The organism is Exiguobacterium oxidotolerans JCM 12280, assembly GCF_000702625.1.
Classification (GTDB): Bacteria; Bacillota; Bacilli; order Exiguobacteriales; family Exiguobacteriaceae; genus Exiguobacterium_A; species Exiguobacterium_A oxidotolerans.
On the sequence record NZ_JNIS01000001.1, the window covers coordinates 1,809,355 to 1,829,373 of the forward strand.

Sequence of the window (20,019 nt, forward strand, 5' to 3'; positions counted from 1 at the left end):
GTCTCTTTTGTTCTGTTTCGACGTCAGCTTTGCTACACTGAACAAAGATGAAACAAGAGGAGGAACTTACGATGAAAACAATCCATGTCGATCAGTTACAAGAAAAGCTTGAAGCCGGTGAAGTACTCCACGTCGTGGACGTGCGCGAACAAGATGAATATGACGCAGGTCATATCCCGAATGTCCGCTTCTTACCGATGTCTGAAATCGGTGAACGCTATACGGAGCTGCAAGAAGGTGAAACGTACTACCTGATTTGCAAAGCAGGTGGACGCAGCGAGAACGTCGGACGTTTCCTCGAACAGTATGGCTACGACATCGTCAACGTCGAAGGTGGGATGATGAACTGGAAGGGCGATCAAGAAGCGTAAAGCGATAGTGTTCTTTTCTCAAACGTTCTGTTCGCGAAGTTATACCGCATCACTTTATAGGTAGTCCAAGAAGGTAATTCATGAAAATGGATTACCTTCTTTTTTATTTAGTTGTGAAAAATGACACGTTCTGACCGATATATAGATTAGAACAACGAGTTTACATATCGGGAAGAGGAGTCATGTATGGAACAGACAAAAAAACGAACGATTAGCATCAAGCAGAAACTAATTATCACATCTTTGCTCTTATTATTGATTCCATCGTTATTGATTGGTTTTGTTGCATACAATCAAGCGAAACAGAAAATCACAGATCAAATCCTGCAATCAGCACATGCCGGTGTTGACCGGATGAACGATGAAATCACCAATATCATTGATCCAGTACGACGCGATGTCGCGTTCTTTGCGGACCGGATTGATGGAATGCTCTATCAAAAAGGGAAACAAAACTTAGCATTGAAAGAAAAGATGACAGAATATCTCGATACACATCCGCAAGCGGCAAATATTTATTACGCGACGACGGAAGGTGATATGACCATCTATCCGGAACAAACGATGCCAGACGATTATGATCCACGAGAACGTTCGTGGTATCAGGCAGCGGAAGACGCCGGTGGGAAAGTCGTCATTACTGATCCATATGTCGACGCAGCTTCAGGGAAGATGATGGTCACCCTTTCACAAACGGGTGGGAATGGACGTGGCGTCATTGCCATCGACGTGGATGTCGATCGAATTTCTGAAATCGCTAAAAAAGTTAAAATCGGTCAAGAAGGCTATGTTACGATTCTCGATTCCAATAAGAATTTCGTCACCCATCCGACGAAGAAGGCTGGAGACAAGGCATCTGGAGACTGGGTTACATCTCTTTATGCCGGGAAAAATGGTCAGTTCTCTTATGAGTTTGAGAATCAAGGTAAGAAAATGGATTATATGACGAACAATCTGACGGGATGGAAAGTCGCCGGAACACTGTACGATAAAGAAATTACAAATGAAACATCGGGCATTCTTTGGACGACGCTTGCCGTCATCGCTGGAACGTTCTTGTTGGCAACTGTCTTACTCTACTTTATTCTCCGTTCGATTCTCCGTCCGTTAAATCGTTTGACGGAAAGTGCCGATCGGATTAAAGAAGGTGATTTGACGGAGCAAGTCGTCGTCGAATCCAATGACGAAATCGGTCAGGTGGCTCAAAGTTTTAATGTCATGGTTACATCACTGCGGTCGATCGTGACGAACCTCGATCAATCGATTGGACAAGTTGCGGCGTCTTCAGAAGAATTGATGGCGAACGCAGCGCAAACGACAGCAGCTTCCGAGCAAATCGCAGGTTCCGTCCAACAGATGGCAGCAGGTGCTGACCACTCGAAACGTCAACTCGAAGGAAACGCGGTATCACTCCAAGCGATTACGTCAGGTGTCATGCGAATCGCCGAGAGTTCGACGAACGTCTCCGAGCTATCACGGGCAACGGCACTTGAAGCAGAAGACGGGACGATTGCGGTCGGGAAAAATGTGACACAGATGAAAGCGATTGATGCATCGGTCGAAAACTTCGGTGAAGTCATTCAATCCTTGGCGCATCGATCGAATGAAATCGGAAAGATTGTCGATGTCATTAACGGGATTGCAGCCCAAACGAACTTGCTCGCCTTGAATGCAGCGATTGAAGCAGCACGGGCCGGCGAAAATGGCAAAGGATTTGCGGTCGTCGCGAGTGAAGTTCGGAAGCTAGCCGAACAGTCACAAGAGTCGACAAAACAAATTTCGGGCCTGATTACAAACATCAAGCAGGAAACAGAACGGTCGGTTTCCTTGATGAAAGAAGTATCGCATCATACGAAAGCCGGACTTGAGACGACAGAAGATTCAGCGGAACGGTTCAAGAAAATTATGTTACGGACCCAAGAGATGACGCCACGAATCGAAGATGTCACAGCGACGGTCGAAGAAATCGCGGCGAACGTCCAAGAAGTGTCGGCTTCGGCAACGGAAATCGCTCATATTGCGGATGAAAATTCGACAGCATCCGAACGTGTTGCGACGACGACGGAAGAACAGCTCGGTTCGATGGAAGAAATTTCACAATCCGCGAAAGCATTGTCGGATATGGCAGAAGAACTACAAGAAATGGTGACGCAATTCCGCGTTTAAACCAGATGAAGGCGACTACGTCAGCGAAACTGAGCTGGACGTAGTCGCTTTTTTTATTGTGAATTTGCTTGAAGCGATAGGAAAACGGGAAAAATATAAGTGTAGTGTTGAGTTCTAGGAGGTGGAAAGATGGCGCGATTGACGAAGTTGAAAGAATGGCAGGAAGCAGGATTGCTGGATGCGGAGGTCGTCCAGCGGATTGAAGCGTATGAGCAAACACGTCATGCAAAAAATCGGACACCGCTGCTATTGATTGTTGGCTTGACGCTTGTCGGCTTGGCCTTACTCAGTTTTTTAGCGGCGAATTGGCAAGTCATTCCGGCATTGGTCAAAATCGGACTCGTTCTTGTCATCATGATCAGTTGTTATGTGCTAGCTGATATTTCCGAACGCCGGACGATTTGGAATCCCGTGGCGTTCCGGATACTCGGGATTCTCGCATTGCTCGGTGCATTGATTGTCACGGTCCAAAGTTTTCATATGTCGCTTGAAAGCTCATTCATTGCCTGGATAATCTTTCTTATGGCACTCGGTCATTTTTTCGTTTGGCGTCACGCTGCCTACGCTGTCGTCGCTTTTTTGGCGGGATTGAATATTTTTACGGGAATCGGCAGCTTCGGGAGCGAGTACGCGACGTTTCTCGACTGGACATCATTTGTTTGTTTGATTCTGATATCCGTAGCCTGGTTCTATTTCAGTCAAACGTTTCCATCACTAATTTTTAGCTGGTTGCTCCTCTACTTCGCAGGGTTGGAATTGTTTTTCCTCGTGTCATACGAAGGCATTCTTTGGCCGATTTGGACTTTATTTTTACTCGTTCCATTGCTGTTACTTGTTCGGGAGGAACAAAAGCGCCCGCTCCTTTACGCACTTTATTTAGTCACGGCAGCCATTAACTCACTGGTCTATCTATCTGTCCGTGCAGAAACGACAACTATTCCGGTTTCGCTCGTCGAAGCGATTTTACTTGTACTTGCCGCAGTCGCGGTCGGAAGTTTGATTTATGCACGTTACCGTCCGCTCCTTTTCATCGTACCACTTGGGTTGATTGGACTCTTATGGTTCGAGGAACAAGCGATTTTAATAGCGATTTTAGTTGAGGTCATGGCATTCATCTATTTAATTGAGCGGGAACGGACAGGGCACCGTTTACTGATTCCATTCATTTATTTTATTGCCGTCCAACTAACGATTTACTTCATTTATGCGTGGAACCGGCTCAATATGTCACTCTTTTTCTTAGTCGGTGCCTTACTCGTATTCCTGATTGCCGCTGTACTCTGGTGGATGCAACGACGTCGTGAAGGAGGTCAACCCTCATGAAAAAGTATGGGTTTGCGGTTATCCAGACACTGATTGTTTTGCTAGTCGTGCTCAGCTTTTACGCGATTTCGTGGTTCGGTGAAAGTTATCGTTTTCGGGCAGAGCCGTTTGATCCATTTGATCCGCTTTACGGGGAGTACGTCATGTTGCAGTATCCGGATTTAAAACCGGATGCTTCCGTCAAACAAGGACTTGTCTACGTTACATTTATGACGGGGGAAGATGGATATGCAAGAATTGATAAAATTTCGAATGACCGCTTTTTCGGTTCGGTTGCTGGTGAGTATTACGATGAATACGTGACGATTTCTCAGCTGACTCAATATTATGTCGAACAAGGTACAGGGAAAGGGTATGAGGATGCGGAAAAATTAGAAGTCAAAGCTGATGTTTCGCCATGGGGAACCGTTCGGGCGACGGACTTATTGCTCCGAAACGAGTAAAAAAACAAAATGAGAGGATGGACCGTTACTAGGTCTTTCCTCTCATTTTTAATGTTGTTTCAAGTCATGCCGATTCCTTCATTGCTTCCAGGCTTTTCAAAAAATAGTGCATCCGGTTAATGAGTAAAAAAACGCCCTAGACAACGAAGAGGTCATCTAGGGCGAGGGTGGTATAGGACTTATTGTGCGTCTTTATCAAACGTGATTCGAGCGATGGCATCATGTTGGTGAATCGTTTCTTCGTTTCGGCATTCGACGAAGAACGTTGCGATTGCATCCATTTCGTAGAGATCGGCCGCGATTAAGCGGACCATGTCTTCGACGAAACGTGGGTTTTCGTAAGCCATCTCCGTGACACGTTTTTCATCCGGGCGTTTGAGGACCGGGTGGAGTGGTGCTGAAGCGTTAGACTCAGCAGCATCAAGTAGTTCTTGTTTCCAATCGAAGTCGTCTGCCTCGTCACGAAGCGATGCTTCCATCGTGACGTAACCACGTTGGTTATGGGCACTGTACTCACTGATTTCTTTTGAACATGGGCAGAGCGTCGTGACATTGATCGTTAACCCGACCGTCAACGTTGCTTCATTCGTTTCCGTATCGACACTGACCGTTTGCCAGACTTCGGCATTCATCAGACCGCTGAGTCCAGTTGCCGGTGCTTTACGCGTGAAGAACCATGGGTAGCGAATCGTTAATTGACCTTCAGACTGCTCCATCCGCTCGGCTAAATCGCGCGCGAACTGAATCAGTGATTCGTTCGTGACGACCCATCCTTCTTGATGGTACTGATCGAGTTGCTCTGTTAAGCGACTCATGTTGATGCCTTTACGGTCTTGAACGAGTGATGTCGAAAGCTCGAACGTCGCGACAGTGGCCTGCGTTTTATCACCATCTTGGATGACGACAGGATGTTTGACGTTTGAAATACCGACTGCATCAAGTGCAAATAAGAAATTCTTTGGTGTATTTTGAAGATCAACCATTTTATCTTTTTCAGTAGGTTTTGTTCCTTTAACAGGGGGAACAGAACCGAAAAGCTTATGACGCTCTTCTTTTGTTGGTAGTGTAATCGGGTAGGTAGACATTTCAATTGGCCCCTTTGTCCTTTTGTATTTTATCAATAGTAATAACATGACAGGAATGCTAGAGACGAGCAACTCTGATGATTCCGCAAATGTGTTTGCACTATGTTGAACTGTTGATATGAATTTTATCATGAACTGCTAACAAAACGAAACTAGCAAGGCTCAGAATCAACAGTTTGCTAAACTCATCATAAGGGACACTTGCAAGTCTGTACTGAATCGGATAGTATATGTTCATATGAACGTGTAAATCTTTTTTTAGTTAATACCTTTGTGAAACTTATAAGATAGGAAGGAATGAAGTAGATGGATTGGCAGTTAGTACTTCAATATGCCTGGGTCGTCGTCGTTTTAATCGCACTCGAAGGACTACTTTCGGCAGATAATGCACTCGTCCTCGCCGTCATGGTAAAACACTTACCAGGCGAACAACAGAAAAAGGCTTTATTTTATGGATTGGCAGGAGCGTTCGTCCTCCGCTTCGCGGCATTGTTCGCGATTTCGTTCCTCGTTGATATTTGGCAGATTCAAGCACTTGGTGCGGCATACCTGCTCATCATGGGGCTACGGCATATTTATAAAACGGTCAAGGCGCGACGGCTCGGTGAAAACCATGGGGCAGACAGTGAGCTCGATCAAGAACCGGAATCGGATGAACCCGTCTCAAAAGCGGAGTTTTGGAAAACAGTCGTTAAAATCGAATTCGCTGATCTTGCATTCGCCGTCGATTCGATTCTCGCAGCGGTCGCCCTCGCCGTCGCATTACCTGACTGGGGGACAAATGAAATTGGTGGATTGAATGCTGGACATTTCGTCGTCATCCTGACAGGTGGTTTGATGGGGGTCGTCTTGATGCGTTTTGCAGCGCGTGTCTTCGTCAGACTACTCGCAGAACGTCCTGGACTTGAAACAGCGGCATTCGCAATCGTCGCTTGGGTCGGAGTCAAGCTCGCCGTTCTTGCCCTTGAGCACCCGAAATATCATGCATCAATCGAAGGAACAATCTTCGAAGCGATGAAGTTGCCGGAAGGCTTTGCTCACAGTACGCCATGGCAAGCGTTCTTCTGGACGGTCATGGTTGGTCTCGCAGTTTGGGGTTGGTTCTCTTCACCGAAAACAAAACCGAATCCAGATGCTGAGAAAAAAGTGGATCAACATCTTTAAGCGAAAGGCTCTCCAACTGGAGGGCCTTTTTTAGTGTGAACTCCGAAAAAAGGGGGAAGATAGAAACACAGGATTCAAGTCTTCCGTCTTTTTCTTTTCTGAATGTGGCATTATAATGAACCTAGTGAACAAAAAGGGGATTCGTTTTTATGGATATTGGATTAATTACGCAGTATGCGACGGTCGGGCTCGTCCTGATCATCTTACAAGGATTGCTGTCGGCTGATAATGCGATGGTCATGGCGGTACTCGTTCGTCCTTTACCGGATGATCAACGAAAAAAAGCGTTGTTTTACGGACTAATCGGGGCACTCGTCCTTCGTTTCATCGCGATTTTCTTTGCATCGTACTTAGCGACTGTTTGGGAGTTACAGGCACTTGGTGCAGCGTATCTCTTTTATGTCGCCTTTAAAGGAATTGTCGAAGCACGATCAAACAAACATCAAATACCGGATGCGATGACATCCAAAAAAGAATCGCCGAATTTTTGGTGGACGGTTGTCAAGGTCGAACTATCTGATTTAGCGTTTGCCGTCGATTCGACACTCGCGGCCGTTGCCATGGCGACGACATTACCGATGGTCGGCGGGATGATTGGTGGACTGAATACGGGACAATTTTGGGTCGTCTTCTTCAGTGGGATCATCGGACTTGTCATCATGCGATACTTCGCAAGCTGGTTTGTTGTTTTACTTCAAAAACGACCAGGGATTGAAGAAGCAGCGTTTTGGCTCGTCGCTTGGGTCGGAGTTAAGCTCGTCATCATGACGCTTGCACACCCAACCATTCATGTCTTACCGCACGAGTTTCCGGAAAGCACGCTCTGGCAGACGATTTTCTGGGTCGTTCTCGGACTGATTCTTGTCATCGGCTGGTTCAGAAGTGGTGTCAAAGAAGAAAAATAATACAAAAATTGGACAGGGTCACAACTCCTCTGTCCTTTTTGATTTTGGGGGAGATTTCATGCAAAACGGTAACTTTATTCGGATGCTGACACGGATGCAGAACGTACCACGTTGGGATGAGTATGCTCCGCGTTTTCAAGACAATGCTGCGAGCCATAGTTTTCGCGTCGCTCTATTTAGTTTAATGGCGAGCTATATCGAACAAGAGCAGCAACCGGTTGAAATCGATCGCCTGCGCTTATTAGGGAAAGCACTGTTTCACGATATGAACGAAGTGATCACCGGTCCAATCAAACACCGGACGAAAAAAGAGCCGACACTTCATGATCACATTCAGGCAATGGAGCAACAGGCGAGTGAGAAGCTCGTCGCTTTACTGTCGAAATCGCTTCAAACAGAATTTACAGACTATCTCGTCCATGCCGAAGATGACACGATTGAAGGGCAAATCGTTAAAGCGATTGATACGTTCGACGCGATGTTGTTCGCAAGACGGGAAGCACGGATGACGGCGTCACCGTTCTTTGAAGCAAAAACGCTTGAACTGAAAAACTATTTACTCGCACACCCGTTACATTCCATCCGTCGTTTGACGACATCCGTCTTTGCCGAAGACGAGATGGCACATTTCATTGACAATGCCTTGATGATGGATACGATCCGACGCTGGAAAGGCCGCTTCAATACGATTGATGACAATGACGCGACACATGCGTTTCGGGCGGCTTCACTCGGTCTGTTTAACGGTTTGATCGAGTCGAAAAAGTACGGGGTTACGATCGATACGGCTGAAGTCGTGTCGCGTTTGCTCTGTCACGATTTAGTCGAAGGGACGACAGGGGATGTCCTCGGGCCGGTCAAACATGCGACACCAATCACGGCAGCTGCCTTTGAGGCTTACGAACGGGCAGAAGGGGAGACGTTGATTGGATTATTACCTGACGTGATGCGAACGGAATTCCATCGTTTTCTCGTCGAAGCGAAAGATGATACGTATGAAGGACAGATGGTAGACGTCGTCGATAAGCTCGATGCGTTGATTAAAATGAACATGGAGCGCAAATTGAACGGAGTGGAGTATGAGACAGGCTACCGGGCGCAACTGAAGAAAGTCCAGACGGCGTACGAAAATCCATCTGTCGTCTTTTTCCTCGCCTACGTCTTGCACGACTTGGATTATGTAACGACTTAAGGAGGAAATCGGATGGCAGATGTTTCACTCGTAAAAACGAAACGGCTTACCTTGATTTTGATTTTAGGATCGCTGGCGTCTCTCGGTCCACTTTCGATTGACATGTATTTACCGGCTTTCCCTGATATGTCCCGATCGTTCGGGACGAGCGCGTCGATGATTCAATTGAGTTTGACGGCATGTATGCTTGGCATGGCACTCGGTCAATTGATTGTCGGACCGCTTAGCGATGTCCGTGGACGCAAACGTCCATTGATGCTCGCACTTGTCGCGTATCTCCTCGCTTCGCTGGCGTGCGCGTTTGCTCCGACGATCGAGGTGTTGATTGCACTTCGTTTTGTGCAAGGAGCGGCTGGTGCTTCCGGCATCGTCATCTCGCGTGCGATCGTCCGTGATTTGTTTGAAGGACCGGAACTAACAAAGTTCTTTGCTGCTTTATCTCTCGTCAACGGGACGGCTCCGATTTTAGCACCAGTCATCGGTGGACAAATTTTACGGTTCGGTGATTGGCATGTGGTGTTTTATTTACTGGCTATCTTAAGTACGATCATGCTGCTTGCCGTTGCTTTCCGGCTACCGGAAACACTGCCGGTGCATCACCGGGTCGAAGGAAACCTCGCGACGACGGTTCGGACGTTCGGTCGTTTATTAACAGACCGTGTGTTCATCGGTTACGCCTTTGCCCAAGCGTTCGTCATGGGGGCGATGTTCGCCTATATCTCCGGTTCGCCGTTCGTTTTACAAAACATTTACGGTGCGAGTCCGCAACAGTTTAGTTTCCTGTTCGGTCTGAACGGGATTGGAATCATCATCGCGGCTCAAATCGCCGGACGACTCGCCGGTCGCGTCGATAGTGAAAAATTGATGCGGATTGCCTTAATGATTGTTGCGACGGCAAGCATCTTGTTGTTCCTCGGCCTGACCGTATCCGATGCTTTAATTTTTGTCATGATTCCATTATTCTTTGTCGTCTCGAGCGTCGGTCTGATTTCGACGCTTGGTTTTACACTTGCGATGCAAAACTACGGGAAGACGGCAGGGAGTGCATCTGCTTTGCTCGGTCTCTTGCCGATGCTCGTCGGCTCGCTCGTTTCACCACTCGTCGGAATCATGGGCGAGGACTCGGCTTTACCGATGGGGTTGATCATTATGACACTCGATTGTGCAGCACTCGTCATCTATTATGTTTTGATTGTTAAACGGAAAAAGTAAACGGATTAAAACCGAGGAGCATTGCTCTTCGGTTTTTTTGTTTATTTGCGTGATAAATGGAAAAAGGAAATTGGTTTTTGAAACCATTTCCAAAAACTAGCGTACATAAAACTGAACGGATTAAACAGGAAAGGAGCACGAAGATGAGAAAACGACGTCAACCTGTCGCGGCCACGCCAAGTCAAGGAGCACTCGAAAGTTTGCTAGCGCGTCATTACGCGGCACAGAAAAAGTATGCACGACGTTTGCAAGAAGACACCAGTCCGCGTGAGCGTGAGCTGGCACACCTGCTGTATGAAGAAAATCGGCATGAATACAAACGGATTTATCATCAGCTGTATGGCTCGAGTGCTTTTATCGAGGTGACAGAAGATGGACGTTAGTACGTTGTATCTCTATGCACTGGCAGCAGCAGGATGTGGCGTTTTGTTATCGGTCGTGTTCTCGGACCTGGTTCCGGGCGTCGATCAAATTTTTCATCCGACGTTGATTTTATCATTCGTCATTTTAACATCTGCTTTCGGATTCGGACTCGAGCATTTAACAGCCATGAGCTCATTGATGATCTTATTGCTCAGTGGATTCATTAGTCTTATTTTGACGACCTTAGTGCACTTGTTCATTTTTGTACCGCTTGCCGAAGCCGAGCAGTCGCTAGGTTTTTCCGAGCAGATGCTAGAAGGTAGAAGTGCAACGGTCGTTTTATCAATCCCGAGTGACGGATATGGAGAAATTTTAGTCGATGACGTCTCCGGACGGATTTCAAAATCAGCCGTTTTATTTGAAGGACCACCACTCGACCAAGGAACGAAAGTCATCATCATTGAAATCAAACAAGGGGTGGCGCACGTCATGACCTACCCGAACCAATGGAAAGAGGAGATGTTTACGTGAATCCAGTTATTATTGTGGCGATTATCGCCGGCGCGCTCATTTTAGCGCTTGTTGCTCTATTTATCACGAAGTATCGGACAGTGGGACCAGAAGAAGCGTTAATCGTGTCGGGGAGTTATCTCGGAAATAGTCCAAGTGTCAATACCGACGAATCCGGTAACCGCGTTAAAATCATTCGTGGTGGCGGAGCATTCATCCTGCCTGTCTTTCAACAGGCGACACCGCTCAGTTTACTGTCGAGCAAGCTCGAAGTAACAACGCCGGAAGTTTATACGGAGCAAGGTGTTCCGGTCATGGCGGACGGAACGGCAATCATTAAAATTGGCAGCTCGATTTCGGAAATCGCGACGGCAGCCGAGCAATTCCTCGGGAAATCAAAGGAAGACCGTGAAAGTGAGGCGCGGGAAGTCCTCGAAGGTCACTTGCGGTCGATTCTTGGATCGATGACGGTCGAAGAAATCTATAAGAACCGCGATAAATTTTCGCAAGAAGTGCAACGTGTCGCGTCACAAGATCTCGCGAAAATGGGACTGATCATCGTCTCGTTCACGATTAAAGATGTCCGCGATAAAAACGGTTATCTCGAATCACTCGGGAAACCACGCATCGCGCAAGTACGCCGTGACGCTGATATCGCGACGGCGGATGCTGAAAAAGAAACGCGGATCAAGCGGGCGGAAGCTTCAAAAGATGCGAAAAAAGCAGAGCTCGAGCGCGCGACTGAAATCGCGGAAGCGGAAAAAGAAAACCAGCTGAAGATGGCAGACTATCGTCGCGAACAAGACATCGCGAAGGCGAAAGCCGACCAAGCGTACGATCTTGAAAATGCACGCGCGCAACAAGAAGTCACAGAGCAGCAAATGCAAATCAAAATCATCGAGCGGCAAAAACAAATCGAACTCGAAGAACGTGAAATTCTCCGCCGCGAGAAACAGTACGACGCAGAAGTTAAAAAACGTGCCGATGCCGATCGGTACTCGATCGAACAGGCAGCACAAGCGGACCGGGCGAAACAATATGCAGAAGCCGATGCGACGAAATACCGGATTGAAGCGTCAGCGAAAGCCGATGCAGAACGGATTCGCCTTGATGGTCTAGCGAAAGCCGACGCCGAGCGGGCACAAGGGGAAACAGAAGCGGACATCATCCGCCTGAAAGGTCTTGCGGAAGCAGAAGCAAAAGAGAAGATCGCCCAAGCGTTCGAACAATTCGGACAAGCGGCGATTCTCGACATGGTCATTCGCATGATGCCGGAATATGCGAAAGAAATCGCAGCACCACTCGGTAACATCGATAAGATCACCGTCGTCGATACAGGCAGCGGAGAAGGTGGCGGTGCGAACCGTGTGACGGGTTACGCGACGGACTTGATGGCGTCACTTCAAGAGACGTTGAAGGCTTCTTCCGGAATCGATGTCAAAGAATTGATTGAGAACTTTTCTGGAAAAGGGACAGCCAAACCGTTGACGGTCAACTTGAATCAAGGGGAACCGGTGACGGCAGGAACAAAAACAGAAGGATAAGAAGATTGATTGGCTATTCGAAAAAAAGCGACTCGTGCACTTCAGGTGTGCGAGTCGCTTCAGCATATAGATAACGTAGTAGGGGGATAAAACCTTCTTCCATCTAAAGACTGTAGACAACGTGCTATCGGGAGATCAATCGTCTTTATTCGTTGCTTTCCTCGGGCGAGGCGCAAGCCGTTGCTCCTTGGTCCTAACGGACAACGAGCAGGGTCTTGCCTGCCTCTGAAAGTGCGTTAAAAACGCACTTTTCCCGCAGGAGTCAACGAAACGTGACGCTTTTTATGCAACACTATGACGGAAAGCCAGTTATGCAGACGGTTTAGGACGCAATCCGTCTCGAATCGCTTTTAAAGCGAAAAGCAACCGGTCGCGACCCTGCAGCTTCGCTGTAGCGGCGCGACCGATTGCCGCTTTGAAGACGAGGCGAGACAGGGAAGCGCGACACAACAGCAGACCGAAGAAAACCTTCACTTTTCATAAGCGGTTGTCTACAACATAAAGACTCGCTCACTCATTCGAGTAGGCGAGTCTTTATGTTGTAAAAGAAAAAATGAATGCAACTTAAGCTGGTAAATCATACGCAATGACGATGAGACCCGGTCCAGTATGGGAACCGATGGCAGCACCAGCGAAGGTAATGAGAATCTCACTCGGATGAAACTGGGCTTCAATCAATTGTTTGAGCATCTCGGCCCGTTCAATCGAGTCACCGTGACCGATGATGATGCGGTGTCCGTCAATCATCGGACGCGCTTCTTCCATCCATTCGACAATCCGGTTCATGACTTTTTTCTGACCACGGATCTTTTCTTTCGGAATCAACTTACCGTCTTCAACCGTCAAGAGCGGAAGAATCGACAATAATCCACCGATGAAGGCACTCGCACGGGATACACGACCACCACGCATCAGGTACTCGAGTGATTCGACCGTGAACAAGTGACGGATCGAATTCACTTTTTGTTCCGCATAGGTCTTTGTTTCTTCAAACGTATGTGTTTTTGCGAAGTCCGCGACGTCGAGGACGAAGAGTCCTTGACCGGTCGATGCTGTTTTCGTATCAATGACGGCGTACGGAACATCGGGATATTGTTCGGCGAGTTCTTCTGCGAGCATCGTTGCCGTTTGATAGGTGCCGGATAAATCACTTGAAAAGGCGAGATAGAGGAACGGTTCTCCTTGTTCGAAGTGCGCTTTGAAGACTTCCACGATTCGCGTGACCTCGACTTGGAAAGTTTTTGGCGCAGCACCGTCACGCATTTTAGCATAGAGCTCTTCCGGCGAAATCGTTTCGCCGTCAAAATACGTGTCGTCTCCAATCAATACACCGAACGGCATGATTGTGATGTCATGGGCATCTAATAATTCTTGCGGTGCATCGGCACCACTATCGGTAATAAATCGTACCATTGTGTTCTCTCCTTTACTTACCTAGGGCTTTTTCGTTTCGTTCGAGCATCCGGCCCAGGTTTACACCGAATCGTTCATTTTCGACTTCATCGAGGACGGACGGGACTAACTGTGTGCCGAGTGCCATCAAAGCACGGTAAGCACGGAGTAAACAGTCTTCGACCGTAAGCGGAAGTTGAAGTAACTCTTCAAGAGAAGCCATCGTGTCCGGAATGATGACGGGATACGTGAATTTTGTTTCTTCGCCTTGCAGGGCGGCTTCATAAAAGTCGCGCACGAGCGCTGCGCGTTTGCTCCCGCTTCCGTTGACACATAAATAAATCTGAACGGCGACACCCCCGCGGACACGTCGTTGCGAAATCCCGGCGAACTTTTTACCGGATATCGAAAGATCGTAAGAGCCGGGGCAATATGAGCCGACGACTTCGCCAGCGACGATTGCGTCGGTTTCGTCTCTGAACATGTGCTGGACGAGGGCGAGCATTGCTTCGTAGCCGCTGTCGATATCGATGCCGCCCCGTTCTGGTAGGACAAGCGAGATGTTCAAGACACCTGCGTCAAGAACGACCGCGAGTCCGCCCGAATTTCGGACGACGGGGTGAAAACCATGCGCACGCAAGACGTTGATTCCTTCTGTTAAGTGAGGCAGACGGGCGTCTTGAATTCCGAGGACGACCGTTTCGTGGTGCACCCAAGAACGAATTGCCGCACCTTCTGTCGCGACGGAGGCGCAAAGTGTGTCGTCCATTGCGAACGATTGGGTGGCATGAAATGTCGTTCCGAGTGACGTTTGATCAAAAATACGATATTGTTCTTGTTTTAAGAGTTCGATTCCCATTGGCTCGTTCCTTTTTTTGTAGATTTGCGACATCATTATAGCACAGCCGGTGTAAACTTTATGTAATAAGCGGATGGTCTGACAGGAACAGACTGCCCCTAAATTGAAAACAACGAAGAGAACGACCAGACAAAGGGGAGAATGACATGTATCAGTCACTAGGTCAATTAAGAGAAACGAAGGTCTTTAAAGATCCAGTTCATCGTTATATTTATGTCAGCGACCAATTGATTTGGCAACTGATCGGAACGAAGGAGTTTCAACGCCTCCGCAGGATTAAACAACTCGGTACATCCTTTTTGACATTTCACGGAGCGGAGCATACGCGGTTTCATCATTCGCTTGGTGTGTATGAGATTACACGTCAACTGATTGATGTCTTTAATGGCCGGGCTGACTGGGATGACCAATACCGCGAGCTGACGCTCGTCGCCGCCTTGCTTCATGACGTCGGGCACGGACCGTTTTCCCATGCCTTCGAAAATGTCTTTGGTGTCGATCACGAGGAGTGGACGGAACGGATCATTCTCGGGGATACGGAAATCAAACGAGTCCTCGATCAAGTTGGCGAAGGGTTTGCGGAAGAAGTCGCCTCCGTCATCAATAAGACGCATCCGAACCAGTTGCTCGTGACGATGATCAGTTCGCAACTCGACGTCGACCGGATGGATTACTTATTGCGTGACGCCCATTTCGCCGGTGTCAGTTACGGGAAGTTTGATTTAGAACGCATGTTGCGTGTCTTACGTCCGGCACACAATCAGATGGTCGTCAAACAATCAGGCATGCACTCGATTGAAGACTACATCATGCGTCGGTATCAGATGTACTGGCAAGTCTATCTGCACCCGGTCACACGATCGAGCGATTACTTATTAAAAGCGATTCTCGAGCGGGCGAAGGAACTGTATACCTCGGGTTATGTGTTTGACATCCATCCGGTTCATTTGATTCCGTTATTCGACCGGACGATGGCGTTGAAGAATTACCTGGCGCTTGATGAAACGATTGTTTATTTCTATTTCCAACAATGGATGGAAGAACACGATGCGATTCTTAGTGACTTGTCCCGTCGGTTCGTCAATCGAAAATTATTTAAGTACGTCGACTACCCACCAGAAAAACGGGAAGCAATCCATGAAAGACTAGCAGAACTGTTCAATAAAATCGGACTCGATCCGGCATATTACTTGTTAGAAGATAAATTAAGTCGCCTTCCGTATGATTTATATGGAGAGAACGGAGAAATTAGTAAACAGCCGATCATGCTCCAAATGAAAGACGGGCAGAAAAAAGAAATCTCACAAGTCTCCCCACTCGTCGAAGCGATCGCGAATTCAAGACAGACGGATGAAAAATTGTTTTATCCGCAAGAAATCTTGTATGACTTACGTGAGTTCGCTAATGAAAAGATGCAGATTGATCAACTGTTGCTCGGAGGATACTCAAATGAAACGAGTCATTGAGCAGATTTTAGAACAGGTCGGGTTATCCGGAATTGAGACGGAAGTTTTACCCGGGGCGACCTCGTCGCTCGTCGTACGGGCGGGCGACAGTGTTATCCGGATCCATACCAACCAAAACTGGCTGCAACAAGAACAAGACCTCGTCGCGCACGAGGTCTTTGCTTTAAAAGCAGCGGGTTCGCTTTCACCAAACGTTCTCAATTATCAAGAGGAGTGGGAGGGTGAGATACCACCTTGGCTTCAGATGACGTATGTCCAAGGGGTGGTGCAACTTACGCCACTTGACGATCTGTACGTGGAGCGACTGGCACGGACATTAGTCGCAATTCATCGCTTACCGGTCCCAAAAACTTCGTATGTATATAAACCCTATAGCAATACCCGTGACGTTCCGACCTGGGCAACCGAAATCGCCGCCTGGGACTGGGCAAGTGCAACAGCACCAGCGTCTAGTGAACAGATTCGGTTCATCCATCGTGATTTTCATCCGGTTAATGTGTTATACGATTCAAAGGAAAAGTATAACGTAGTTGATTGGGTGAATGCATGTGTTGGACCGATTGAAGCAGACGTGGCGCATTGTCGGCTGAACCTTACTTTACTCGAGTCTGTCGAAGTTGCGGACCGGTTTTTAAAATTTTATCAGGCGATGAGCGGGCTTACTTACGATCGGAGATGGGACTTAAGTGCTGTTTTTGATTTTGGACCCGAAACAATTACTGTTTTTCCGGGGTGGGAGGCATATGGAAAGCGAAACCTCAGTCAGGACAATGTTCGGAAACGCCTGGAAAACTTTGTCTTGAAAGTTTATGAAAATAACGAAAGCGGTTACTAAATGAACTTTACCTATTGCAGTTCTGACGAATGTTGATTATTCTAGTACTTGGGACAGAGATTAAACGTCAGACATCGTACTTATGTACAACTGATAAACAACTAATAGATTGAGGGGTACTTCATGAAATATTTAATCGCGTTACTCGGACTGGTCGTCGTTTTTGGACTAGCTCTACTCGTCAGCAGCAATCGTAAAAGTATCAAATTGAAACCGCTTGCGGTCATGCTAGTGCTTCAGCTCGTTCTCGGATTCATCTTATTGAACACGTCGTTCGGTTATATTATCATCCGCGGTGTAGCGAGTGTCTTTGAAAAGTTACTTGGTTATGCAGCAATCGGAATTAACTTTGTCTTTGGTGGACTTGCGAATGAAGGGGCACAGCCATTCTTCATCAACGTTCTTCTTCCTATTGTTTTTATCTCAGCATTGATCGGAATTTTACAGTTCACAAAAATCCTCCCGCTCTTAATGCGCGGAATCGGATTTGTCTTGTCGAAGATTAACGGCATGGGACAACTTGAATCATACAACGCCGTCGCCTCGGCAGCGATCGGTCAATCTGAAGTCTTCATCACAGTCAAAAAACAAATCGGTAAATTACCGGCAAACCGTCTCTATACATTGTGTGCGTCGGCGATGTCGACCGTTTCGATGTCAATCGTCGGTGCTTACATGACAATGGTGGAACCAAAATATGTCGTTACGGCCATCGTCTTGAACCTCTTTGGTGGATTCATGATTGTTTCAATCATCAACCCGTACACAGTCGATCCAAACGAAGATATCTTGGAAATCGTCGAAGAGAAACAAACGTTTTTCGAGATGCTCGGCGAATACATCTTGGATGGATTTAAAGTCGCGATCATCGTCGGTGCGATGTTAATCGGATACAACGCATTGATTGGGATGGTCAACGACATCTTCTTGATGGTTCTTGGTATCTCGTTCCAAGAAATTCTCGGCTACATCTTTGCACCATTCGCTTTCATCATGGGTGTTCCATGGGCAGAAGCAGTCAGTGCTGGTAGCATCATGGCAACGAAATTGATCACGAACGAATTCGTCGCGATGCTCAGTCTTCCTGAATACACGAAAGAATTCTCAGAGCGTACACTCGGAATCGTATCGGTCTTCTTGATTTCATTCGCGAACTTCTCGTCAATCGGGATTATCGCGGGTGCAGTTAAAGGACTCGACGATCGTCAAGGTAGTGTCGCTGCGAGCTTTGGTCTTAAATTATTGTATGGTGCGACGCTCGTCAGCGTACTGACAGCAATCGTCGTCAGTGTCATCATCTAATGAGAACTTAACATACCCGCTGACATCGTTGTCGGCGGGTATTTTAGATTGTGGAAAAAGTCGATCTTCGGAACTACAAGCGTCTTTATTCGTTGCTTTCCTCGGGTGAGGCGCAAGCCGTTGCTCCTTGATCCTAACGGACAATGAGCAGGGTCTTGCCTGCCTCTGAAAGTGAACTGCTCCCCGTCAAGTAGACAGGTCAAATAATATAAATTTTTTAAACGGCTTGAGCCCTGAATTCCAGCGGACTTAAGCCGTTTAATCGTTTTTGATACCGCAGCTCATTATAAAATCGAATGTAGCGTCGGATTGCATCGTGGAGTTCATCGAACTCCTCGAATGTATGAAGATAGTAGCTTTCACACTTTAGCGCTCCCCAAAAAGATTCGATTGGACCATTATCGATGCATTTACCGGCACGGGACATGCTTTGTGTGATCCCAGCTTGTTGAGTCATATGATGAAAGGCATTTGACGTATATTGAAACCCACGGTCACTATGAAGAAGAGGGAAGCTACCAGGATCATCATCCAAGGCGAGTTTTAGCGTATCGAAGACGAGCTGACTGTTATTCGAACGACTTAGCACAAATGAACGAATTGATCCATCATACAAATCGAGAATTGCACTTAAATAAGCCTTTTTTGAGGTGCCGTATTTGAATTCCGTGATATCTGTTAACCATTTCTGATTCGGTTTTTCCGCATGGAATTCACGATTCAGAAGATTTTCTGCCGTTTGTCCGGGTATGGTTCTCATATATTTCGGTCGTGTTCGACGAATGACGCAACGAATGCCGGCGATTCGCATCAAGCGACGAACCCGTTTATGATTAACCGTTCTGTTAAATTGGCGATCTAGATTCAAGACCATTCGTTCACATCCATAGACTCCATCTACCGACTCATGAATAGATGTCAGCTCTTCAATGATCATGATGTTCTCTTCTTCGCGTACCGTCGGTACACGATTTAACCATTTATAATAGGCAGCACGGGATACGTCCGCAAAACGACAGAGGGCGACAATCGAATAGCCGAACTGGTCCGCCAACGATTGTATAGCCTTGTACTTATCCAAATTTCGGACTTGGTCTAACCTCTCCCCCTTTCGAACTCCTCTAGCTTTTTTAAGAACTCATTTTCCATTCGAAGAAGCTCGTTCTCTTGCTCAATCTTTTTCATCTCGATGGAGAGGCGTTCCACGTCCGTCAGTTCCTCAAACGGTTTCGTACGTCCACGGCTATCCATCAGTCCGTCAATCCCATTCTTTTCATACTTTTGAACCCACTTGTAGATTTGTTGGTAGGAGACCCGGTGGGTCTTCGCAGTTTCTTTATACTTCTTTCCATTTTTAAGACAGTCGCTGACTATACTAACGCGTTCTTCGAATGTCGTGATTCTTCCTCTGGTCATAGCGAATCGCTCCTTTAGTAGTGTGTCTTCACTACGACCATTATAGTTTGAAATCCAACGTCTGAGTACGCTTGCACTGGAGATGTTTAATTTTATGATGACGTCCATGACGGGCTCACCTTTTTCTAGCACGTCGCGTACGGCTCGCTCTTTAAACTCATTGGAATACTTCGTGCATACCGACCGTTTCTCCAAAGCTGAGATACCGCCTTGACGATACATCTGTCTCCATCTGAGTAGGGTCGATTGTGTGACCCCGAAGAGTCTTGCGACTTCCCACAACGTGGACACTCCTTCTTCATAAGTTTGGATGGCATATAGTTTTTCACTAGCGGAACGCTTGAATTTGGACATAGAAAAAAGCTCCTTTCAAAAGTAAACAGTTTTTCTTATTTCAACTGTCTACTTTTTGGGGAGCATATCAAAGTGCGTTAAAAACGCACTTTTCCCGTAGGAGTCAACGAACCGTGA

19 protein-coding genes are annotated in these 20,019 nt (G+C 47.1%); 14 read left to right on the top strand and 5 right to left on the bottom strand.

Annotation, left to right across the window (positions count from 1 at the left end):
* Nucleotides 1-71 precede the first annotated feature (71 nt).
* From P403_RS0109290 to P403_RS0109305, 4 genes are all read left to right on the top strand, one after another.
* Nucleotides 72-371 (top strand): rhodanese-like domain-containing protein, encoded by a 300-nt coding sequence (locus tag P403_RS0109290; protein ID WP_029332367.1) that lies wholly within the window; start codon nt 72-74, stop codon nt 369-371.
* Between the two features lie 186 nt (nt 372-557).
* Nucleotides 558-2,537 carry a methyl-accepting chemotaxis protein gene (locus P403_RS0109295; RefSeq protein WP_029332368.1) on the top strand — a complete coding sequence of 660 codons (1,980 nt, stop codon included), beginning with the start codon at nt 558-560 and terminating at the stop codon, nt 2,535-2,537.
* 129 nt (nt 2,538-2,666) lie between these two features.
* Entirely contained in the window at nt 2,667-3,860 is a 1,194-nt protein-coding gene (locus P403_RS0109300; RefSeq protein ID WP_029332369.1) for a DUF2157 domain-containing protein, read from the top strand.
* Nucleotides 3,857-4,303, top strand: coding sequence for a GDYXXLXY domain-containing protein (locus P403_RS0109305; protein ID WP_029332370.1), 447 nt, complete (start codon nt 3,857-3,859; stop codon nt 4,301-4,303). Before P403_RS0109300 ends, P403_RS0109305 begins: the two co-directional genes overlap by 4 nt.
* A gap of 179 nt (nt 4,304-4,482) precedes the next feature.
* On the opposite strand, the gene folE2 is transcribed toward P403_RS0109305, so the two are convergent.
* Nucleotides 4,483-5,388, bottom strand: a complete 906-nt coding sequence (gene folE2 / locus P403_RS0109310; protein ID WP_029332371.1) for a GTP cyclohydrolase FolE2 — start codon at nt 5,386-5,388, stop codon at nt 4,483-4,485.
* A gap of 306 nt (nt 5,389-5,694) precedes the next feature.
* Between folE2 and P403_RS0109315 the strand changes: the two genes are divergently transcribed.
* The 7 genes from P403_RS0109315 to P403_RS0109345 all read left to right on the top strand — a co-directional run bounded on the left by P403_RS0109315 (nt 5,695) and on the right by P403_RS0109345 (nt 12,278).
* Entirely contained in the window at nt 5,695-6,552 is an 858-nt protein-coding gene (locus P403_RS0109315) for a TerC family protein (RefSeq protein ID WP_029332372.1), read from the top strand.
* Nucleotides 6,553-6,701: 149 nt separating this feature from the next.
* Nucleotides 6,702-7,457 (top strand): TerC family protein, encoded by a 756-nt coding sequence (locus P403_RS0109320; protein ID WP_029332373.1) that lies wholly within the window; start codon nt 6,702-6,704, stop codon nt 7,455-7,457.
* Between the two features lie 58 nt (nt 7,458-7,515).
* Entirely contained in the window at nt 7,516-8,649 is a 1,134-nt protein-coding gene (locus P403_RS0109325) for a YfbR-like 5'-deoxynucleotidase (protein WP_029332374.1), read from the top strand.
* Between the two features lie 12 nt (nt 8,650-8,661).
* Nucleotides 8,662-9,861, top strand: coding sequence for a multidrug effflux MFS transporter (locus P403_RS0109330; RefSeq protein WP_029332375.1), 1,200 nt, complete (start codon nt 8,662-8,664; stop codon nt 9,859-9,861).
* A 143-nt stretch (nt 9,862-10,004) separates the two neighbouring features.
* Nucleotides 10,005-10,244, top strand: a complete 240-nt coding sequence (locus P403_RS0109335) for a hypothetical protein (RefSeq protein WP_029332376.1) — start codon at nt 10,005-10,007, stop codon at nt 10,242-10,244.
* Complete coding sequence (locus P403_RS0109340; RefSeq protein ID WP_029332377.1) at nt 10,234-10,755, top strand: NfeD family membrane protein; 522 nt, start codon at nt 10,234-10,236, stop codon at nt 10,753-10,755. The genes P403_RS0109335 and P403_RS0109340 overlap by 11 nt, the downstream gene beginning before the upstream one ends.
* Nucleotides 10,752-12,278: an SPFH domain-containing protein gene (locus P403_RS0109345; protein ID WP_034801109.1), complete on the top strand. Its 1,527-nt coding sequence runs from the start codon at nt 10,752-10,754 to the stop codon at nt 12,276-12,278. The genes P403_RS0109340 and P403_RS0109345 overlap by 4 nt, the downstream gene beginning before the upstream one ends.
* Nucleotides 12,279-12,842: 564 nt before the next feature.
* On the opposite strand, the gene P403_RS0109350 is transcribed toward P403_RS0109345, so the two are convergent.
* Together P403_RS0109350 and lipL are read right to left on the bottom strand one after the other, a co-directional pair.
* Nucleotides 12,843-13,691 (bottom strand): DegV family protein, encoded by an 849-nt coding sequence (locus P403_RS0109350; protein ID WP_029332379.1) that lies wholly within the window; start codon nt 13,689-13,691, stop codon nt 12,843-12,845.
* 13 nt (nt 13,692-13,704) lie between these two features.
* The gene (gene lipL / locus P403_RS0109355) at nt 13,705-14,529 is read right to left on the bottom strand and encodes an octanoyl-[GcvH]:protein N-octanoyltransferase (protein ID WP_029332380.1); all 825 of its coding nucleotides are present in this window, start codon (nt 14,527-14,529) and stop codon (nt 13,705-13,707) included.
* Between the two features lie 146 nt (nt 14,530-14,675).
* Between lipL and P403_RS0109360 the strand changes: the two genes are divergently transcribed.
* From P403_RS0109360 to P403_RS0109370, 3 genes are all read left to right on the top strand, one after another.
* Entirely contained in the window at nt 14,676-15,995 is a 1,320-nt protein-coding gene (locus P403_RS0109360; RefSeq protein WP_029332381.1) for an HD domain-containing protein, read from the top strand.
* Entirely contained in the window at nt 15,979-16,830 is an 852-nt protein-coding gene (locus tag P403_RS0109365) for a phosphotransferase family protein (RefSeq protein ID WP_029332382.1), read from the top strand. The genes P403_RS0109360 and P403_RS0109365 overlap by 17 nt, the downstream gene beginning before the upstream one ends.
* 123 nt (nt 16,831-16,953) lie before the next feature.
* Nucleotides 16,954-18,132 carry a NupC/NupG family nucleoside CNT transporter gene (locus tag P403_RS0109370; protein WP_029332383.1) on the top strand — a complete coding sequence of 393 codons (1,179 nt, stop codon included), beginning with the start codon at nt 16,954-16,956 and terminating at the stop codon, nt 18,130-18,132.
* Nucleotides 18,133-18,349: 217 nt separating this feature from the next.
* On the opposite strand, the gene P403_RS16845 is transcribed toward P403_RS0109370, so the two are convergent.
* Nucleotides 18,350-19,213: an IS3 family transposase gene (locus tag P403_RS16845; RefSeq protein ID WP_235195150.1), complete on the bottom strand. Its 864-nt coding sequence runs from the start codon at nt 19,211-19,213 to the stop codon at nt 18,350-18,352.
* A gap of 14 nt (nt 19,214-19,227) precedes the next feature.
* Nucleotides 19,228-19,902, bottom strand: a complete 675-nt coding sequence (locus tag P403_RS16850; RefSeq protein WP_029330182.1) for a helix-turn-helix domain-containing protein — start codon at nt 19,900-19,902, stop codon at nt 19,228-19,230.
* Nucleotides 19,903-20,019 lie beyond the last annotated feature (117 nt).

Coding starts and splice junctions, on each gene's coding strand:
- P403_RS0109290 (WP_029332367.1), top strand. CDS start 72: ATGAAAACAATCCATGTCGATCAGTTACAAGAAAAGCTTGAAGCCGGT.
- P403_RS0109295 (WP_029332368.1), top strand. CDS start 558: ATGGAACAGACAAAAAAACGAACGATTAGCATCAAGCAGAAACTAATT.
- P403_RS0109300 (WP_029332369.1), top strand. CDS start 2,667: ATGGCGCGATTGACGAAGTTGAAAGAATGGCAGGAAGCAGGATTGCTG.
- P403_RS0109305 (WP_029332370.1), top strand. CDS start 3,857: ATGAAAAAGTATGGGTTTGCGGTTATCCAGACACTGATTGTTTTGCTA.
- folE2 (WP_029332371.1), bottom strand. CDS start 5,388: ATGTCTACCTACCCGATTACACTACCAACAAAAGAAGAGCGTCATAAG.
- P403_RS0109315 (WP_029332372.1), top strand. CDS start 5,695: ATGGATTGGCAGTTAGTACTTCAATATGCCTGGGTCGTCGTCGTTTTA.
- P403_RS0109320 (WP_029332373.1), top strand. CDS start 6,702: ATGGATATTGGATTAATTACGCAGTATGCGACGGTCGGGCTCGTCCTG.
- P403_RS0109325 (WP_029332374.1), top strand. CDS start 7,516: ATGCAAAACGGTAACTTTATTCGGATGCTGACACGGATGCAGAACGTA.
- P403_RS0109330 (WP_029332375.1), top strand. CDS start 8,662: ATGGCAGATGTTTCACTCGTAAAAACGAAACGGCTTACCTTGATTTTG.
- P403_RS0109335 (WP_029332376.1), top strand. CDS start 10,005: ATGAGAAAACGACGTCAACCTGTCGCGGCCACGCCAAGTCAAGGAGCA.
- P403_RS0109340 (WP_029332377.1), top strand. CDS start 10,234: ATGGACGTTAGTACGTTGTATCTCTATGCACTGGCAGCAGCAGGATGT.
- P403_RS0109350 (WP_029332379.1), bottom strand. CDS start 13,691: ATGGTACGATTTATTACCGATAGTGGTGCCGATGCACCGCAAGAATTA.
- lipL (WP_029332380.1), bottom strand. CDS start 14,529: ATGGGAATCGAACTCTTAAAACAAGAACAATATCGTATTTTTGATCAA.
- P403_RS0109360 (WP_029332381.1), top strand. CDS start 14,676: ATGTATCAGTCACTAGGTCAATTAAGAGAAACGAAGGTCTTTAAAGAT.
- P403_RS0109365 (WP_029332382.1), top strand. CDS start 15,979: ATGAAACGAGTCATTGAGCAGATTTTAGAACAGGTCGGGTTATCCGGA.
- P403_RS0109370 (WP_029332383.1), top strand. CDS start 16,954: ATGAAATATTTAATCGCGTTACTCGGACTGGTCGTCGTTTTTGGACTA.
- P403_RS16850 (WP_029330182.1), bottom strand. CDS start 19,902: ATGTCCAAATTCAAGCGTTCCGCTAGTGAAAAACTATATGCCATCCAA.